Here is a 17,440-nt window from a genome sequence, read left to right on the forward strand (position 1 = left end):
TATGTCTGCTAAAACGCTGTATGAAAAATTAGTTGAGTCACATACCATTCGTGAACTTGATAACGAAGGACATGTTTTACTTTATATTGATCGTTCAATACTGAATGAATATACCAGCCCGCAGGCATTTAGCGGGTTAAGAGAACGCGGCCGCACCGTTCGGCACCCCGACACGTTTTTATTGAATATTGACCATGTTAATCCTACGCGGTCGCAACGGGATGACTTAATGACCGATCCGGGAGGACAGCTACAGGTTGATTACTTTCGGGAAAATGCCGCTGACTTTGGCATCACATTATTTGATGTGCTGGATCCGCGTCAGGGGATTGAACACGTGGTTGCTCATGAACAAGGGCTAGTGATGCCTGGCATGGTGATCGCCGCCGGGGATAGTCACACGACAACCTACGGTGCATTTGGCGCGCTGGGCTTTGGTATCGGGACGTCGGAAATTGAACATCTGCTGGCCACGCAGACGCTGGTTTACCGCAAGCTCAAAACCATGCGCGTAAGTGTTCAGGGAGAGCTACCTTTCGCCTGTTCCGCAAAAGATATTGTTCTTGAATTGCTTGAACGTATTGGCGCTGATGGCGCGACGGGATATGCCATTGAATTTGTGGGTGAGGCCATCAGCGCGTTGAGCGTTGAAGGACGAATGACGCTCTGCAACATGGCGGTAGAAGCGGGGGCGCGTGGTGCCATTATTGCGCCGGATAAAAAGGTTTTTGACTATATCTACGGTAAACCGCAAATGCCTGTAGGTGAACTCTGGCAGCAGGCATTGCTGGAATGGTCACAGTTGAGCAGCGATGCTGATGCGGTATTTGATAAGACGGTGGCGATCAACTGCCATGATCTTGAGCCTAAAGTCACCTGGGGAATCAGTCCGGATCAAACAGGTTCCATCACCGGACGTGTTCCTTTCCCGGAACAGGAAACCAATCCGCTTAAGCGCCTGGCGCTTGAGAAGGCCCTTCATTACATGGGATTAACGGCTGGCATGTTGCTGAAAGATATTCGTATCTCTCACGCTTTTATTGGTTCATGCACAAATGGTCGCATTGAGGATTTGCGTGCCGTTGCGAAGGTGCTTGAAGGGCGCAAAATCGCCAGCCATGTTCGCGGGATCATTGTGCCTGGTTCAACAATGGTAAGACGCCAGGCGGAAGAAGAAGGACTGGCGAAAATCTTTATTGCTGCCGGTTTTGAATGGCGGCAGTCGGGTTGCTCAATGTGCCTTGCGATGAATGAAGATGTATTGTCGCCCGGCGATCGCTGTGCATCAGGTACGAATCGTAACTTCCCTGGACGACAGGGCGCTGGAGCAAGAACGCATTTGATGAGCCCGGCGATGGTTGCGGCGGCGGCGGTAGCGGGGCATCTGGTCGATGTTCGGTCATTACTTCAGGCAGGGGAATAAGATGGATACGTTTAAGCAAATCAGCGGGCGAATTGCGCCGATGCTGGAACCGAATATCGACACTGATGTGATTATGCCAAAACAGTTCCTGAAAGGGATCGATCGCCAGGGGCTGGATAAAGGGGTGTTTTTCGATCGTCGCTTTATGGCTGGCGGCCAACCAAATCCTGATTTTATTCTGAACATGCCGGGCTGGCAGAGCGCGACATTCCTGCTGGTTGGCCCCAATTTTGGCTGTGGATCGAGTCGTGAACACGCCGTATGGGGATTAAAACAACTGGGAGTACGGGGGCTGATAGGTAGCACATTTGCAGGCATTTTCGATGATAACTGCCAACGCAACGGGATCCTCACGGTCTCATTAGATGAACCTGCTTTGGCGCGCCTGGCGCAGCTTGCCGCGAGTGCTGATACCAATTCTATCACTGTTTCACTCGATCGCTGCGAAATTACGACGGCAGAGGAAACGATCTCCTTTGTGATCAGTGAACTCAAACGGGCGATGCTGGCCGCAGGCGAAGATGCGATAGCCTGGACATTGCAATACTTGCCGGAGATTGAAAATTTTGAGGTTGCGCATTATTCACGGCGGCCGTGGTTAAAACGCCCTGCATCCCCGCGCGGTTAAGGAAGAAGACTGCAATGAAACTGGTTCAATATCTTGTGAACGGTGGCAAACGCTACGGCATTATGCAGGAAACCGGAATAATTGATCTCTCGCAGCGGCTTGGCGACAAATATCCCACTTTGAAATCTCTCCTGTGCGCTAATGCGCTGACGGATGCGGCGTTATGGTGTGATGAGCCGGCGGATTATTACTACCAGGAAGTCACTTTTCTGCCGGTGATTGACGATCCGCAGAAGATCATCTGTGTCGGAATGAATTACGCCGATAAGCGTATTGAGTTTAATGAAACCAACCCGACCCCAACCCTTTTTGTCCGCTTTGCAGATTCTCAGACCGGGCATAATGGCCTGCTGCTGAAGCCTGAAAATACCAATGAGTTCGACTACGAAGGTGAATTAGCCGTAGTGATTGGGCGGCCATGCTCCCGGGTCAGCGCTGAGGATGCTTTAGATTATGTCGCCGGATACAGCTGCTATATGGATGGTTCAGTGAGGGACTGGCAGCATAGCTGGTTTACGGCTGGAAAAAACTGGCCTTCGACAGGATCATTCGGTCCGTGTCTGGTGACCACAGACGACATTCCCGATCCCCAGATGCTACGTTTACTGACACGACTAAACGGGCGGGAGGTGCAGAACGAATCTACGGCAAATATGATCCATCCTATCGCTTCACTCATTGCTTATATAAGCACCTTTACTCTGCTTTCCCCTGGCGACACGATCCTCACAGGGTCGCCTGGTGGAGTGGGCAAAAAACGCGTTCCACCGCTGTTTTTACACGATGGTGATGTTATTGAAGTTGAGATTGAACATATTGGAACCCTGCGCAATGTCGTCCGGGATAGCCGTTATTTAACATCATCTGTTAGCTGGCATGACGGGAGAAAGTGATGAGTACACTGATTGAATGCGGCGCCTCTCCGTTTATTCCGGGGTTTGCGCTCAAGGATGTTCGTCTGGAAAATGGTCTGACGGTAAGAGTGGCTATCGGAGGCAGCGGTTCACCTTTGGTACTGCTACATGGGCATCCGCAGAATCATACAACATGGCGGAAAGTCGCACCGACATTGGCGCAAAATCATACAGTCATTTTGCCGGATTTGCGTGGCTATGGCGACAGCGATAAACCAACGAGCGATCCGGCGCACCGTACCTATTCAGAGCGCACCATGGCGCAGGATATCGTCATGTTAATGGATGCGCTCGGCTTTTCCCGTTTTGCCTTTGTAGGGCATGATCGTGGCGGACGCGTAGGACACAGGCTCGCGCTGGGTTATCCGGATCGTGTGACCTGTTGTACTTTTATCGACATTGCTCCAACCGCGACGATGTACGCCTTGACCGATAAATCCTTTGCTACGCGTTACTTTTGGTGGTTTTTCCTGATTCAACCTTTCCCGTTACCCGAAACGATGATTGCGCACGATCCGGCATTTTTTCTGCGTAAGCATATTTCTGGCCAGCTAAAAATAGAGGGCGCGACCTCGCAGGAAGCATTCAATGAATACCTGCGCTGTTACCAGAACCCTGAGATGATCCACGCGATCTGTGAGGACTACCGGGCTGCTGCGACGATTGATTTGGACGATGATGCCGCAGATACGTCGGCGCGTATCCGGTGTCCGTTACAGTTGCTGTGGGGAGGGCTGGGAACGGTAGGGCAACTATATAATGTGGTTGGTACCTGGAAAGAAAAGGCGCTAAACGTTCAGGGGGAAGCATTGCCTTGCGGACACTCCCCGCAGGAAGAGTGTCCTGAGTACTTTATCCAGAAACTTCAGTCCTTTTTACATTCAGTGTTATAACTCGGTCATCCTTTGCAACTTCGCACTGATGCTATGAAAACGACACCTGTAGGAAAAAAACATCGCCAGCCCCTTGAGGGCTGGCCTTCTGTTGAAGATCTTTTCGTTTTTGTCACCGTTGCTCGCAACGGTGGATTTGCCCGGGCAGCGCTGGAGCTGGGGTTATCTCCCTCCTATATCAGCAAACGTATCGCTATCCTTGAAAAATGTCTCAACGCCCGGCTTTTTTTTCGAAATAACAGAGTGATGCGTCTCACACCGGAAGGCGAAAATTCGCTGGGTGGGGCTATGCAGGTCGTCAGTGAAATGGATGGTTTTGTAAGTCGTTTGGATAATCAACGTGGTGTGTTGGCTGGTAATATCACCATCAACTGCTCATTTGGTTTTGGGCATAAATATGTCGCAGAGGCGCTGTCGTCATTTATGATCACCTATCCTGATATTACGGTAAAACTCACGCTAACAGATCGTGAAGTGGATCTGGTGGAAGAGGGGATCGATATTGAAATTCGCGTTGGGGATGATATCAACGAATTGTATATCGCACGGCAGTTAGCCACTAATCGACGGATCCTGTGTGCTTCCCCTGAATACCTCGAACGACACGGCAAGCCAGAGTCTGTTAGTGCGCTTGTGCAGCACGATTGCCTAATGATTCAGGAAAAAAACTCGGCATTTGGCAATTGGATATTAACGGACGGTAAGCAGCAGACACATTGCCGACTAAACGGTTTTCATTCTTCCAACAGCGGCAGTGTGGTGCTTATTTGGGCCCTGAAAGGCCATGGCATTACATTGCGGTCGGAATGGGATGTTGCGCAGTATATTGAACGAGGTGAGCTGGTTCGCGTGTTGCCTCAGTGGTATCAGGAAGCGAATATCTGGGCTGTATATACCCGGCGTTCATCAAGTTCTGATCGTATCAAAATCTGCATCGATTTCCTCACGGAGCATCTTGCACAATGCTTGCCAGGCGGTAAAGCACCGGGCGTACTGTGATCAGTCGGTGCCAACTGTCGTGGCGCCAGATGCTCTGACTTACGTTTACTGTTAGGTGTTCTTTTTGCCAGCACCCAGTAGCTTTTAGGGCGTTGCGTTGGTGGCGCGGTTTTGTTTCCGCTATCGTGGCGAAGTTATCTTTTATCCCACCACGCGGCCCAACCTCCACATAGATACCTCCATTATTACCGGATTTCTCACCTGGTTTTAACGTCATATTTTATCTCCTGATTTTTGGGTGACGATTATCGGAGGTTGAGAATTCTATTGGTATCGGCTGGATGGCATTGTAAGTATCACACACTCACTCCATAACAATCAGATTGATTGAGCGACTACTTTAGCTCAATAGATATGTGTTCATCTTAAGCGTATTATCGCAGGTTGGCAATTAAAATCCTTTTAAAAAACAATACCATCCATCAATTCAATATGCTGATTTTTCGAGGTTTTCTCAAATTTAGTTATGCTTATGTAATGCTACCTAACTGACTAAAAGTAATTCTCTTTTCACACAAAAGCCTTAACAGAGGAAACGCAATATTACGTGACTTAATGCCTCTGCTCATTCTCATTAGTTATACCAATGTAATGTTTTCTCACAGCAAAAGAGAAGTAGCTACCTGTGCAGCATTATAGGCGGAAAATCCATTGGGGGTATTACCAAAGATGAAATAGAAAATTAATATTATTAATTAAATGAATATGAAATAGGTATTGTTCCTGTTATCGTTACAACCTTTTCTGTCATAACAATCTTCTCATTTTCTTTCTCGCATACTTGCTGAGCATGGTATAAATGTCTATGAGGACGTCAGCTCGGAAAGCATTCGTTCTGCATGGTATGCCTTTCGCTATTCTCAGGGGCGTGAAATGAAAGTTTTCTTTGATGGAGTCTATATAAGTATATGAAATTGATAATAATCCTCCTTCTCGCGCTATTCCCGTTATGTTCATCTGCCAGCAATCATTATGCCCTTGTTTTTGAAAATAACACGATACTGCTTGTTTTAAATCTTAAATGTTCTCCCTGTGATTTAAACTGCGCAAATATTCAATATCAGCTTTTCAATAAAGAGACGGAATCTGTTATTTCAGGGGTTGCTAAGCCTGTGACAACGGGCATCGAAAATAATTTTCGTGGTTATATGATGCGTAATAATAATACGTTCTACACATTAATTGAGTCAGATAATGAAAACGTATGGGATATGTCTGTTGAGGAGAAGGGAACTCAACAGAACAAAGATGCCGTGCAAAAAGTAAAATATCAGCTTAATACTATTTTTGACAATGGTACATGCTGAGTCTGACTTGTCTCAGGGATACGATCGCATCCCTGAATATTTCCCATCAAAACTCAGGAATAAAATCACTCTCACTAATATATTTTTCCAGTATGGCGGTATATTGTCGCCAGTTCCCGGAGTCATTGATTACTGCATAATTTATCGATGCTCCCGGCGTTGGCGAGCGTGTTAGCGGCACATCACGTGCTGTTTTCGGCGCAACCATGATATCGCCGATACTTTTCTTGTCATCCGTCGTTAGTGTTAAACTCATATACCACGAGGTGGGGTTAACTATCCGTATAGTATTCTCTTTAGCAATAAAGCGTAATTTTTTCTCCTCCGCTTCCGTTGGCGCTTTTAATCCGGTCGGGCGAATTAAAATTTTTAGCCGCAAACGAAGCGGTAATACCAGTTTTCGCGGGTGGTTTTTAATGTCCTGGGTGACTGGCGGTATCTGATAAATGTTTAGCCAGAAGAGACTCTCCCGGTCCGTTGCCAGCTGCTGGCGGGAACTCAGGAGCAGGCGAAGCGTTCTCAGTTCTCCTGGCTGCATTTTAAATACCGGCGGCAGCGCCACCAGCGGCGTTTTGCTATTATCCGGAGAGGCGTCAATGTTTCCGGCGTCGGTCCATACCTGTAACAGCATCGGCGTTGTATTATCGTTGGATAATGTCAACGATTGAGCGACATCATCTGAAGCAAAAATAATTCGGGTTCTGTCAATATTAACGGCGGCTTGTGTCGGGCCATACCATCCCGTCAACCCGAGTAGCGTTAATATGACTTTACTGAAAACTAACCACTGCCTGTAATTGCGCATTCACGCTTCCTGCCGTTACTGTTTGTCCGCCGATCGCCTCAAGCGAGGCAGTAAAATCACCGCTGTAGGTTTCTACTGAACCGGATGATACCCGTGTGGTTAAATCTTTATAGCCATACCAGCCTCGGGCGTTGCCAGTGCCTGTCTTGATCCGATCGGGTAACAGGTTAATTGGCGTACCGGCATCGTTATAGATGCGGATACCCACTCCGGAAGCTACGCCAGGTTCGCCATAATGGGTGTCCAGTAGCCACGACAGACCGCCTGCGGATGTGGTTAGCCCCAGGCGACGCGCCGCCGCCACGGCGGTGGGTTGATTAACGACAAACCCCATTGCGACATTAGCGGCGCTGGTGGACGGGAGGGCACTGGACACTGCGCCGGACTCACATTCCAGGCTGACGTGGAAAGGCGCCTGGCTATTGCCTCCGGCGGCTAATATGCCAACGGCGACAGGGGGAATTTTCACGATCGCAGAATAATCTTTGATTTTACATAACGCGCCGCGAACATAGGTGACGCTATTATATGTACTCCATGCCCCGGGCCAATAGCTGGGCCAGCCATAATAATCGCTGGCATGATCCAGTCCCGCTTTGATCCGCTCGGTAATCAAGCCTGGGCCTTTAAACGCGATATAACCCCGAGGCTGCGTCCAGGTATCTCGGTCCATTGGATTCTGGTAGGCAAAATATTTTCTTGAGTCAATTTTAAACATCTCATATAACACGTTGCTAAACGCGCTGGCAGGAATATAAATATATTTGTCATCCTGAAACCAACTGTCTGCGGTAAGTTGGCGTTCTTTCCAGAAGCGGCTGTAATATTCGCCGGTACTGAGGTTTGTCATACGGACAGCGACATTACGCTCCACATCATAATAAGCGCCTTCTACTTCGGGAGTAAAAAATGCCCCCGCAAAAGCGCTATCGCCATTTGTCGAATACATCTCATAGAGCTTCCCGGCATCGGCGGAATCGCAGCGGTAAAGTACCTGTTTACTGGAATAGGGCGTGCCGGTGGCGGCCGTCAGGAAGTTACCGATCCCACTGGCCAATAGTGTGCCGGAGGGTTGAAATGTTTCACTATTACTGATGCTAATCACCGTTGGCAAACCGATATTACCCGTATTCGTGTCAGTTGCGCCGATCCAGTTTTGCGCCGTGTAGCCCGCTTTTATCGCCGCGTCAGAGAGCGCGCTCTTATCGGTGACTTTGATACATGACGACCATGTTCCGGCGCTGACGAACAGGCTGGTGATAAACAATAGCGTTCGGAAACTAAAAAGCATTGTGCTATTCCTTCTCGCAGATTTTGTTCAGATAGAGAAACGGTTCTTTGGTGTGAAGATCGAGTTGGTAGGCAACCCGGCAACGCTGGTTTGCCCCTGTTCCCCAGCGCACCAGTAGAGAACCCGACGGATGGGCGATACGGGCATAAATCTGCCCACTCTGGCCGACCATGCCGATGTTTGTGCCTTCACCGTTGAAAACATCAGCGCCCATTGGCGGTATGCCGCCATCCGGCATCTTCACGGAGATCAGCACTGCTTTGCCGCTGATAGTGGCGAAATTGACACGCGCGATGGCGCCGGCATAGGGCACAATCTGCTGACTTCCTCCCGTCAGTTCGGCATCGCTGCGCATCTTACGGGTATCAAGCGTAACGTTATTGACGCGGTAAGGAGATAACGAAGGCAGAATGGCGTAACCAAAGCGATCAACCACAGCGCCCTGGCCATTTTGTACGATCGCGCCCTGCGCGCCATCGGCATGAATAAGCGCAAAGGTATCGCTGGTATAGGGGCCAGCCGTCAGACCGCCAGGGTGAAGTACCAGGGTGCCGGACGCGCCCAGCCCTTCCTGACGATAGTTATCACCCTGGTCATAGTTGGCGCGAAGTGCGCCAAACCGGGTGTTTTGTTGTAGATTACCGCCAAACGTCGTTGGCGCGCTGCTATCGCTATTACTATTGCGATAACGCTCGTAGCCGCCATAAACCGACCATGACAGGTCGCTGTTTTCACCGCTACTGCCGGTCATGGATACGGTTGAGGAACGGCTTTGACTGGACTGGTTATAATTCATGGCGACAGACGTTCTGTTTTCGCCCCAATCCAGCGGTATAGAGACATTAAACGACATTGTGGTTTCGGTATATTTTTGTCGGCTACTCACGTCCAGTGGTTCGTTAACGCCGTGATAAAAGCGATCGTAATCCCAGGTGGTGCGCTGTCGTGCGATATTCACCCCGTAGCTTATATTCCGCCACTGGTTGCTATATCCCATTTGTAGCTGTGTTATACGCGATTGGTTATTGTAGTAGTCTGCGGTGCTGGCGCTGAGGTTAAGCGTGCCAAGCTGTCCTAACGGCTGGCTTACCGTCGCGGACAGGCGATTGCGTTGATGCAGCGTGTCGGAGTAGTAATCAATCCCCGTTTTTGCTTCCCGGCGTACGCCGAGCACGTCCTGAAGATCGCGAAAGCCGTTGGTTGAATAACGATAAGCCGCCAGTACCAGGTTAGTGCCGGTGGTAAACGTTTTGCTGTAACTGAGTTCCGCGCGCCAGCCTTGCTGGCGATCGTTATGCTCTGCGCGCGCGTTCGACCAGGTGGCGTTAAGGCCGAACGCGCCCATACCGGTGGCCCAGACGCCGCCCGCCAGCCATGCCTGGTAACGCTGCGCAATTCGTGAACCGAGGTTGAGGGTAATGGTGTTATTAACGCCGTGCTGGAACGTTCCCTCAAAGAAACGATTTTCAATATCGTAGTACTGACGAACCCTGCCGAAGGCCAGCGAATAGTGCCAGTTACCGGGACGTACCGAATCCGGCACGGAAGAATAAGGCACGGTGAAACGTGAGGTTTTACCGCTGGCCTCGATAACCTCTACCTCCAGATCGCCTTGATAACGGGTGTTGTACAGATCGTCAATATAAAATGGGCCCGGCGGAACGTTGGTTTCATAAATCACTTTCCCCAGTTGTTTTACTACCACGTGCGCGCTACTGGCCGCTACGCCCCGAACTTCCGGCGCATAACCGCGTTTGCCCTGCGGGCGCATCCGCTCGTCGGTGACAAGTTTAGCTCCGTTAAAAGACAGACTGCCGAATAAGCTGGAGTCCGTATAGCTATCGCCCAGCGACAGAATACTGTTAATAGACGCGACAGGTTTTTGCACCCAGGTTCGAACGCTATTATAGCGCCAGGCGCTTCCGCTCTGGTTGCTATTGGCATAGCGCAGATTACTTTGATGACGGACCTGCCAAAGTCCGAGGTTAACGCCCATGTTTAAACCGCTCCATAAGTATTGGTAGCGATAATGGCTGTCGGTATTTTCGGTGTGGGTCCAGTTTGTGTTATGGCGTAAAAACAGCGCCAGCGCGCCGCTATCCCACTCTGAAGGGGAGATATAACCGCGCGGTTTGTGCGTAAGTTCGGTCATTGGAATCGTCAGCAACAGGCGAAGCGTGGCGCTATCAAATTGCCAACCGGCATGAGGTACCCACTCCCTGAGCGGGCGACACTCGGTCGCAGCGTCGGTCGCGGGGAGTGATTTTATCTGTGCCGCTTTCATCACCGATAAGGGCAGACAGGGTTCAGTCTGTTGACCCTCTTTTACAGCATTAAATCGAATATTAGTGCTCGCTGTTACCAGCGTGCCATTAACGTAAACGTCGGCAAGATAGTCTCCGGAAGGCGTTTGCTGTTCATTAAAACGGGCAATATTTTGTCCGTAAGTGGCCCCCTGAAGTAGCGCAGGATCAAAATAATACTCTTCACCCTGCGCGGAGCCTGAGCAAACTATGGCGATCAATAGCGCAAGGCTTTTGCGGTTCAAATTAATGGTGGGGGACATCGTAGCTCTCGCTTATCCTTGCGCCCAGGTCGTTAACCAAAGTAACGGTGACTGTACCGGAGAAGGATTTGAGTGACCGTTTGCCCGGCAGCCACCAGGTTTGACTGGAGAAAGGGGCAATCATGTCAGCATCCAGGTTATACGAAGCGCCGTTCACTTTTACATTCAGGTTACTTAAAGAGGCAAACCAGGGCTGCGGATTAACAATAACAATACCGCTTTTTCCGGAACCCTTATTTACCGTTTTAATCTGTAGTTTTTTCGCCAGATTATCAGGTTTACCTAGCCCGTCAGGACGATAGAAAAGTTTTATTCTTGAGCGCAGCATCACCAACATTTTATTTTGCCCGCTGTCGCTGCCAATATTCGTTGGTGGTACCTGTAATACGTTAAACCAGAATACTGATTCACGATCCTGCGGCAATTTTTTTGTGTTGTTATAAATTACGCGTACCACCTGGCCTGCTTTGGGTTGAATACGAAATACTGGCGGCGTGGCAATAAACGGCATCGCGCTGCTATTTTCCGGGCTGGTATTCATATCGCCATCATCAAACCAGGTTTGTACGATATAAGGTATTGCATCATTATTTTTTAACTGCACATCTACGGAGGAGGCTGTTGATGGGTAAATTATTCGGCTACCCAAAATAGTAACGCTCGCCCACGATGCTGTGGCGGGTAGGGCCAGCAATAGAAAAACTATTAAGTAATATAATGCGGAATGTCGGGTATCCATTTTCATCTCAACAACTCCCTGGCGATTGAAAATGGTCTGGCGTTTCAACGCCAGACCGTAGCGACAATTATTTATACGAAACGGCGTATTGAAGGGTGGCAGCGACTGTCCCAGCCTCTGCTTTCCCGGTAGAGTAATACCGCGCGGTATAAGTCGCGCTCGCTTCAGAAGCATTTGGTTCCAGCTGTAGGTCGCCGTCGCCAGTAAAGCCGCCGGTCAGATTGATTGGCTCCCCTGAAGTGTCGAGTAATTGGACTTCAACATTTTTCGCGCTGCCAGTATTACCCAGGTTACCGTTACTGGTGACCTGATTACCAACAAAGACAGTGGAAATTTTTGTTGTTTTGTCCTTAGAGCCGGTACACCCGGACAGCCCAATATCAAACGTTATTGGCCCCGCGGTTTTCCCTTGTTCTGATAACTCTTTAGTACTTACTGTTGGCAATAACACGACGGGTTTAGCCTGATTACCATTAATCACGACAGAGCACGTTTCATCAGAGACTTCCCCTTGAAAGGTGATGGTGTTATCAGAAACAGCCATCGCGCTGCTGGAGACAAGAAGCGAGCCTGTGATCATTGCTAAATATTTTTTCATAGACATATAATAATGTTCCTGTATTAATCTTTACTTTTTCAGGACGAGTGCAATTCGCCCGAATGTTTCGTGCTTATGGAGGAGTGGTAAAAATAACGATCATTAACTCTATTTTTGGATGTGAGCTATACCCTCCTGACTATTGATAATGCGATATAAAACAAACAGACTTATTTCTCTTATCATGAAATAGAGCGATAAGCGCTTTCGTCCATACATCTCATTAGTACAACTGATAGTGTTATCATTTGATTGAGTGTAATCCGATAACAATTATCTCCGCGTCTGAGTAGATAGACTATGTTGCAATACAAACCTGCACATTTTTGCTATGTAAAATCCGCATAAGTTAAACCTCCCGATGGATAATACGATGGTGAGATTAAGGTAAATTTTCTGAAATGTGCTTCTGAAACAGTATAATTAGTCTTACTTTTTTCTTACTTTTGGCCTTTCAGAAGTTTCCTGAGTTTGCGTTAAGGTAAAGAAAAGTGTTCAGATTTACCTATAACTGTTTGATTTGTAATGTGCAGGTAATACTTGTGTCAATTATTGTTTACTATAAGTGAGACTTATAAGTTAAACTCAGGTTAATTAGGGGGCTGAATTCTTTTTTGAGCATGATAATATGTCGTCTGAATGATGGATGCAGTTACCTTTAGGATTGTCATGAATGAAAGCATATTTTTACTTGATAAGCGTGTTGTATTTGATAGTACGAAGATGACCTTATCGCATGGTAATGAGATAATCAGAATATCAGAAGCTGAGACCCATCTGCTTCTTGCTTTTTGGCATGGTCTTTACAAAAAAGAAGATATTATTCATTTTGTTTGGGAAAATCGTGGAGGCTGCGTCTCAGAATCAAGTTACTATAAACTCATTAATCAAATGAGAAATGATTTTAGTAGCATCGGTCTACAGTCATCTGACATCGTAACTCGTCCTCGGGTGGGGGGGGCGCTGTCTGTTGCCATTGAACCTATAAAAAAAATCACCTCCCTAAAGGTGAGTGATGAAAACGTTAAAGGCACCCCGACTCGGGAGAACATATTTTACAAAATTAAACGTCACAGCGTATTTGTGGTATTAACAGGAGCCATTCTTCTGGCATTGCTCTATGGTGTATTTACTATATATAAAGCGCCTGTTCGTAACAGCCCTGATAGTTTTTTTACATATCTTGGTGAATATAACGATTATGCAATCTATAAAACAAAAGAGGATAAGGTCACATTAAGTGAAGTAGTTTTTGCTTTTAACTCTCTAAAAATTAAAATTTACCGGCAAAATGGACGCCATCTTTATTATATCAGGGAGCCAAATATGAATATTTTTCTGCAATGCTTAAATCCTGTTGAAATGGCGGTGCCAAAATGTATTACAGTAAAAGAACGTTACTGATTATATTTGTAATATTTATCGCCATTGTCGCAATCGGATCGGTAATAGCGCTTGAGTGGGTAAATCGTGACTCTTATAGAACCAATAATCTTATATGCACGACAAAATCAGAAGCGTATATTGAACCACGAAAATTGTACATGGATGGTGGACTTGTGCTGGATCTTAAATCCGGCAGGATTACCCTACACTACGATGTTACTACCGATACGAAAGAGAAGCGGCTTTTTTTTCGTGACATCTGCATCAGCAAACTGCGCAGAACGGGTATGAAAACATTTACTTTTAAAGTCAATTCAGTTAAGACCTTTGAGTCTGATACTGCTGGCGATTTATTTTCTTGGTTGAGGTTGTTACAACCCGGTACGATTAATGAGCTAAAGATTGTCAAAATTGGGAAAAACACCTACATGTTTTCGCTTAATCGGCATTTGTATAATGTGTGTACCACCAGTAGTAACGTTGAGTTGTAGCCAATAATCCCTGTATTGATGGGAATTCGTTCCGTGATTTATGCCTCATCAGGCAGCGAACCTGGTATCAGGCTAACATATTGAATTTAGATATCTGCTATCGCTTATTTTAACGATAGTATCCTGCACCTGTTGGGTATTGATATTTTCTTGTCTATTTTCGGCACAGGGAGTGCCATCTTGCTATCATTAAGAACGTATAATCTATCTCTCAATATTGCTTTTCTATATTAATGTTACTTTAGTTATCCTATAAAAGCGTACAGTGGCAAAAGGAAGGCCGGTAAGAGGGCAATGATTTGAAAGTAAGAAAGCTATTTCTGATGTTGTTTATTGCCGTTCCACTGATCGTAATGATATTGGTGGGGTTACTCGCGGGTATCTTCCAGCTAAAACGAGATATCGCCGTCAGCGCCAATACGCTGCTGCGGTTTAGCGCGGATATATCTGCCGCCTCCTGGCAAGTCGCCAGAAAAGCCGCCAGACTGGCTGAGAGTTCTTGCACTGACACGCTGAAAGAACTGTCCAGAACGCGGGCCTTCACTCCTTATGTCCGTGACATTGGGTTTCTGGAAAATGGCGATATCACTTGCTCCTTTGTCACAGGAACCGAACGCTATCATTTTTCCCGGCTGGCAGGGCTTTCTTTACCTGCTTCTTATCCGGAACGGTGGTTGCGATCTATCGGTAGTATGGCCGAAGGACCCGATCGCCTTGTTGTGGTGTATGTGAAAAAAGTAGCAGCGGATAAAGCGGCTTTCGTCATTGTGGATTCGCAGTATGTCCAGGAGCTCATGGAGATATTGGCTGCAGAAAGAGCATCAGCCTTTAGCCTGACATTCGGCGCAGGAGAGGCGATTACCAGCGCTGCGAAGTTGCGCGGTAAGGCGTTTTTAACGCAGCGGTTCACCTCAACCGATCACACTATCCAGCTGATGGTGCGAACCCCTTTCTCAACGTTATCGGCATACTGGTTACAAAACCTTTTTATTTTTATTCCGCTGTCATTATGTCTTTCTGTAGGGATGATGTTGTTCTACAGGCGCTGGTATTTAAAACGCTTATCTCTGGCCCGGGAGATTGCCAGGGGAATAACGCACAATGAATTTACGGTACATTATCAACCTGTTTTTAATGTTAAACACGGTAGTTGCGGCGGCGTGGAGGCGCTAATGCGCTGGCCGCAACCGGATGGCCGTTTTATAACTCCCGATATTTTTATTACCGCCGCAGAAAATGAAGGCATGATTATTCCACTCTCTCGTCATCTGTTCGAACTGATTGCTCATGACGTGATAAACTGGACTGTACCGGATGATTTCTATATCAGCGTAAATATATCGCCTGCGCATCTTATGGATGACGGTTTTATACAAGATATAGAGGCGCTCAGGACTCGTTTGGGAACGATAACGCTTATGTTGGAGCTCACCGAACGTAGCCTGATTGTAGAACCTTCACAGGTCGCAGAAAAACTTTCAACGCTCCGTGAAAAAGGCGTGTTAATAGCGATTGATGATTTTGGGACCGGCTATTGCTCCCTCTCCTATCTCCAGCAATTACCTGTAGACTCTCTTAAAATAGACAGAACGTTTATCGATACCATTGATACCAGCAGCGATAATGTTCCTGTCCTGGATACTATCATTACGCTGAGTCAGCGACTGGGACTCAATGTGGTTGCCGAAGGGGTCAGTACCCAGCACCAATTGCGTTACATCTTAAGCCACGGGGTAGGATTCGTTCAGGGATTTTTTTATGCCAGGCCGATGGGGACTAATGACTTTATGAGTTGGCTTGGCAAGTCAGCCCAGCGGCAAAATGGTTTGCTCAAGGGGGAAAGCGGATCCGCGAGCGATCTGGTGGCTGAATAATGCAGGAACTCGCTACGGAAAAAAATTCAATAGCACGATATATCCTGGTAATATGTTTATGCCGTGAAGAAACGTGATAGCACTGGGGCGGATATTTTTATGAGTCAGAACAATTATCTGATTGACAAAAGGGTTATTCTTGATTGTGAACGAATGACGCTTTCCTGCGCCGGAGAGTCGATAACGATATCTGAATCGGAACGCAGTTTGCTTATCGCTTTTTATGAAGGCCTTTTTAAAAAAGATGATTTAATTAACTATGTCTGGGGGCGCAAAGGTGTCGTGGTCTCTGATGCCAGTTATTATAAATTGATTAACCAGCTACGAGGGTCATTTGATAAAATTGGTCTTAAGGGGGCGTCTGTTGTGACTCGCCCTCGCGTGGGTGTTTTACTCTCAGTTTCCATTGAACCGTTGAGTGATGAGGCGCAAAATACGCCGTTGCCTGCTGTTGCTGAAACAGAAGTATCGACGGTTGAAGTGCGGCACGATGACACTATTATTACCCCAATACCGGGCGCTGTGAATAAAAAAGATTGGCTCTACTTTTGCCTGGCCGCGCTTCTGATGTTTTTTATGATGTATAAAGTTAAGGGTGAAAATATTGATTACTTTACCCTCCAGGGTTCGTATGATGGATACACTTTTTATAGTGTCGGGCATGATAAAACCCATCTGACGGATATCGTTGAAGCGTACTCTGAGATGAGTAATGAAATACATAAACAAAACGGAAAAATCATTTATTACATTCGCGTTCCTAATACAAATATTTTTGTCCAGTGTCTTAACCAACTTGATATAGCGGAGCCGAAATGCATTTCCATAAAAGAACGTTATTAAGCGTGGCGACGCTTGGTATGCTGGCTGTTTCAGTCGTACTGATGGTAGTTTGGGTACGAAACAGTAACCATAGTTCTATTAATACTAATGAATTTTTATGTACGACAAGAACGGTAACGACGATACAACCTAAAGATATCCATGCCGATGGCAATCTTGTTCTTGATTTTAAGATGAAGAGAATTACGCTTCAATATGAAATAAAAACAAAAGATAACGGTGTAAAAATATTATACCGGGACGTATATATGAAAAATTTACATCGAATAGCGCCTGGTGTTTATACGTTCGAAGTATCCCAGGTAAAAGTCTTTGCCACGGACACGGCTGGCGATCTGTTATCATATTTACGGGTTCTGCATCCGGAAGCGGCTAATGAGATTCGAATATCTAAAGTGGGTGAGAAAACCTTTTTTTATTCTCTTAATCGGCAGCTTTATAACGTTTGTACCGCGCAGTAGATCTGAATGTTGTCTGAATGCGTCAGAAAGCGAGTTGCGAAATTGCCCTCCGCAAGGGTAAAGGTTAACTCGAACACCAGTTAAAGAGCATTAAAAACAATGGGTTATGGGTTTTTTACTCTTCATGGCGGTAACTGATACTCGCTGATAACCTCTCGCAGCCCGCCTGACGGATGCGATGCCAGGATCGGGTCTGAAGCAACTATGAATCCGCTATTAATA

16 protein-coding genes and 1 pseudogene are annotated in these 17,440 nt (G+C 47.0%); 11 read left to right on the forward strand and 6 right to left on the reverse strand.

The window, feature by feature from the left end; all coding sequences use genetic code 11:
* Window position 1 precedes the first annotated feature (1 nt).
* From leuC to ACFK9X_RS06090, 5 genes are read left to right on the forward strand one after another with little or no spacing between them, the layout of a single operon-like run.
* Window positions 2–1,423 carry a 3-isopropylmalate dehydratase large subunit gene (gene leuC / locus ACFK9X_RS06070; RefSeq protein WP_001274854.1) on the forward strand — a complete coding sequence of 474 codons (1,422 nt, stop codon included), beginning with the start codon at window positions 2–4 and terminating at the stop codon, window positions 1,421–1,423.
* 1 nt (window position 1,424) lies between these two features.
* A complete protein-coding gene (gene leuD, locus ACFK9X_RS06075; protein WP_000379343.1) occupies window positions 1,425–2,051 on the forward strand; it encodes a 3-isopropylmalate dehydratase small subunit in 627 nt (208 codons plus the stop codon).
* A 14-nt stretch (window positions 2,052–2,065) separates the two neighbouring features.
* Complete coding sequence (locus ACFK9X_RS06080; protein WP_023256545.1) at window positions 2,066–2,944, forward strand: fumarylacetoacetate hydrolase family protein; 879 nt, start codon at window positions 2,066–2,068, stop codon at window positions 2,942–2,944.
* Window positions 2,944–3,858, forward strand: a complete 915-nt coding sequence (locus ACFK9X_RS06085) for an alpha/beta fold hydrolase (RefSeq protein WP_151115857.1) — start codon at window positions 2,944–2,946, stop codon at window positions 3,856–3,858. The genes ACFK9X_RS06080 and ACFK9X_RS06085 overlap by 1 nt, the downstream gene beginning before the upstream one ends.
* A 33-nt stretch (window positions 3,859–3,891) precedes the next feature.
* Window positions 3,892–4,857 carry a LysR family transcriptional regulator gene (locus ACFK9X_RS06090; protein WP_151115859.1) on the forward strand — a complete coding sequence of 322 codons (966 nt, stop codon included), beginning with the start codon at window positions 3,892–3,894 and terminating at the stop codon, window positions 4,855–4,857.
* On the opposite strand, the gene ACFK9X_RS06095 is transcribed toward ACFK9X_RS06090, so the two are convergent.
* Complete coding sequence (locus ACFK9X_RS06095) at window positions 4,802–5,074, reverse strand: hypothetical protein (protein WP_023193128.1); 273 nt, start codon at window positions 5,072–5,074, stop codon at window positions 4,802–4,804. The two genes, ACFK9X_RS06090 and ACFK9X_RS06095, sit on opposite strands and share 56 nt — an antisense overlap.
* A gap of 691 nt (window positions 5,075–5,765) precedes the next feature.
* Here ACFK9X_RS06095 and ACFK9X_RS06100 point away from each other — a divergent pair.
* Window positions 5,766–6,164: a hypothetical protein gene (locus ACFK9X_RS06100; RefSeq protein WP_000766845.1), complete on the forward strand. Its 399-nt coding sequence runs from the start codon at window positions 5,766–5,768 to the stop codon at window positions 6,162–6,164.
* Between the two features lie 46 nt (window positions 6,165–6,210).
* Here the strand turns inward: ACFK9X_RS06100 and stbE are convergent, their stop codons facing one another.
* The 5 genes from stbE to ACFK9X_RS06125 form a co-directional block, all read right to left on the reverse strand.
* Window positions 6,211–6,969, reverse strand: coding sequence for a fimbrial biogenesis chaperone StbE (gene stbE, locus ACFK9X_RS06105; RefSeq protein WP_151115861.1), 759 nt, complete (start codon window positions 6,967–6,969; stop codon window positions 6,211–6,213).
* Window positions 6,935–8,260: a fimbrial usher protein StbD gene (gene stbD / locus ACFK9X_RS06110; RefSeq protein WP_023238749.1), complete on the reverse strand. Its 1,326-nt coding sequence runs from the start codon at window positions 8,258–8,260 to the stop codon at window positions 6,935–6,937. Before stbD ends, stbE begins: the two co-directional genes overlap by 35 nt.
* Window positions 8,261–8,264: 4 nt before the next feature.
* A complete protein-coding gene (locus tag ACFK9X_RS06115; RefSeq protein ID WP_079787948.1) occupies window positions 8,265–10,826 on the reverse strand; it encodes a fimbrial outer membrane usher protein in 2,562 nt (853 codons plus the stop codon).
* The gene (stbB, locus tag ACFK9X_RS06120; protein ID WP_000781492.1) at window positions 10,810–11,571 is read right to left on the reverse strand and encodes a fimbrial biogenesis chaperone StbB; all 762 of its coding nucleotides are present in this window, start codon (window positions 11,569–11,571) and stop codon (window positions 10,810–10,812) included. Before stbB ends, ACFK9X_RS06115 begins: the two co-directional genes overlap by 17 nt.
* A gap of 61 nt (window positions 11,572–11,632) precedes the next feature.
* Window positions 11,633–12,169: a fimbrial protein gene (locus ACFK9X_RS06125; protein WP_000062036.1), complete on the reverse strand. Its 537-nt coding sequence runs from the start codon at window positions 12,167–12,169 to the stop codon at window positions 11,633–11,635.
* A gap of 663 nt (window positions 12,170–12,832) precedes the next feature.
* On the opposite strand from ACFK9X_RS06125, the gene ACFK9X_RS06130 reads away from it, so the two are divergent.
* The 5 genes and pseudogenes from ACFK9X_RS06130 (at window position 12,833) to ACFK9X_RS06150 (ending at window position 17,218) form a co-directional block, all read left to right on the forward strand.
* Entirely contained in the window at window positions 12,833–13,567 is a 735-nt protein-coding gene (locus tag ACFK9X_RS06130; RefSeq protein ID WP_151354190.1) for a hypothetical protein, read from the forward strand.
* Window positions 13,540–13,840 (forward strand): annotated as a pseudogene (locus ACFK9X_RS06135) (hypothetical protein). Before ACFK9X_RS06130 ends, ACFK9X_RS06135 begins: the two are co-directional and overlap by 28 nt.
* 499 nt (window positions 13,841–14,339) lie before the next feature.
* Window positions 14,340–15,914, forward strand: a complete 1,575-nt coding sequence (locus ACFK9X_RS06140; protein ID WP_151115863.1) for an EAL domain-containing protein — start codon at window positions 14,340–14,342, stop codon at window positions 15,912–15,914.
* A 99-nt stretch (window positions 15,915–16,013) separates the two neighbouring features.
* Window positions 16,014–16,757 (forward strand): transcriptional regulator, encoded by a 744-nt coding sequence (locus ACFK9X_RS06145; RefSeq protein WP_000081377.1) that lies wholly within the window; start codon window positions 16,014–16,016, stop codon window positions 16,755–16,757.
* Entirely contained in the window at window positions 16,730–17,218 is a 489-nt protein-coding gene (locus ACFK9X_RS06150) for a hypothetical protein (RefSeq protein WP_151115865.1), read from the forward strand. Before ACFK9X_RS06145 ends, ACFK9X_RS06150 begins: the two co-directional genes overlap by 28 nt.
* Window positions 17,219–17,440 lie beyond the last annotated feature (222 nt).

It is taken from the genome of Salmonella sp. WC3 (assembly GCF_042932255.1).
Classification (GTDB): Bacteria; Pseudomonadota; Gammaproteobacteria; order Enterobacterales; family Enterobacteriaceae; genus Salmonella; species Salmonella enterica.

What these genes read in the sequence shown, in the direction of transcription:
- leuC (WP_001274854.1), top strand. Translation starts at nt 2, where the DNA reads ATGTCTGCTAAAACGCTGTATGAAAAATTAGTTGAGTCACATACCATT.
- leuD (WP_000379343.1), top strand. Translation starts at nt 1,425, where the DNA reads ATGGATACGTTTAAGCAAATCAGCGGGCGAATTGCGCCGATGCTGGAA.
- ACFK9X_RS06080 (WP_023256545.1), top strand. Translation starts at nt 2,066, where the DNA reads ATGAAACTGGTTCAATATCTTGTGAACGGTGGCAAACGCTACGGCATT.
- ACFK9X_RS06085 (WP_151115857.1), top strand. Translation starts at nt 2,944, where the DNA reads ATGAGTACACTGATTGAATGCGGCGCCTCTCCGTTTATTCCGGGGTTT.
- ACFK9X_RS06090 (WP_151115859.1), top strand. Translation starts at nt 3,892, where the DNA reads ATGAAAACGACACCTGTAGGAAAAAAACATCGCCAGCCCCTTGAGGGC.
- ACFK9X_RS06095 (WP_023193128.1), bottom strand. Translation starts at nt 5,074, where the DNA reads ATGACGTTAAAACCAGGTGAGAAATCCGGTAATAATGGAGGTATCTAT.
- ACFK9X_RS06100 (WP_000766845.1), top strand. Translation starts at nt 5,766, where the DNA reads ATGAAATTGATAATAATCCTCCTTCTCGCGCTATTCCCGTTATGTTCA.
- stbE (WP_151115861.1), bottom strand. Translation starts at nt 6,969, where the DNA reads ATGCGCAATTACAGGCAGTGGTTAGTTTTCAGTAAAGTCATATTAACG.
- stbD (WP_023238749.1), bottom strand. Translation starts at nt 8,260, where the DNA reads ATGCTTTTTAGTTTCCGAACGCTATTGTTTATCACCAGCCTGTTCGTC.
- ACFK9X_RS06115 (WP_079787948.1), bottom strand. Translation starts at nt 10,826, where the DNA reads ATGTCCCCCACCATTAATTTGAACCGCAAAAGCCTTGCGCTATTGATC.
- stbB (WP_000781492.1), bottom strand. Translation starts at nt 11,571, where the DNA reads ATGAAAATGGATACCCGACATTCCGCATTATATTACTTAATAGTTTTT.
- ACFK9X_RS06125 (WP_000062036.1), bottom strand. Translation starts at nt 12,169, where the DNA reads ATGTCTATGAAAAAATATTTAGCAATGATCACAGGCTCGCTTCTTGTC.
- ACFK9X_RS06130 (WP_151354190.1), top strand. Translation starts at nt 12,833, where the DNA reads ATGAATGAAAGCATATTTTTACTTGATAAGCGTGTTGTATTTGATAGT.
- ACFK9X_RS06145 (WP_000081377.1), top strand. Translation starts at nt 16,014, where the DNA reads ATGAGTCAGAACAATTATCTGATTGACAAAAGGGTTATTCTTGATTGT.
- ACFK9X_RS06150 (WP_151115865.1), top strand. Translation starts at nt 16,730, where the DNA reads ATGCATTTCCATAAAAGAACGTTATTAAGCGTGGCGACGCTTGGTATG.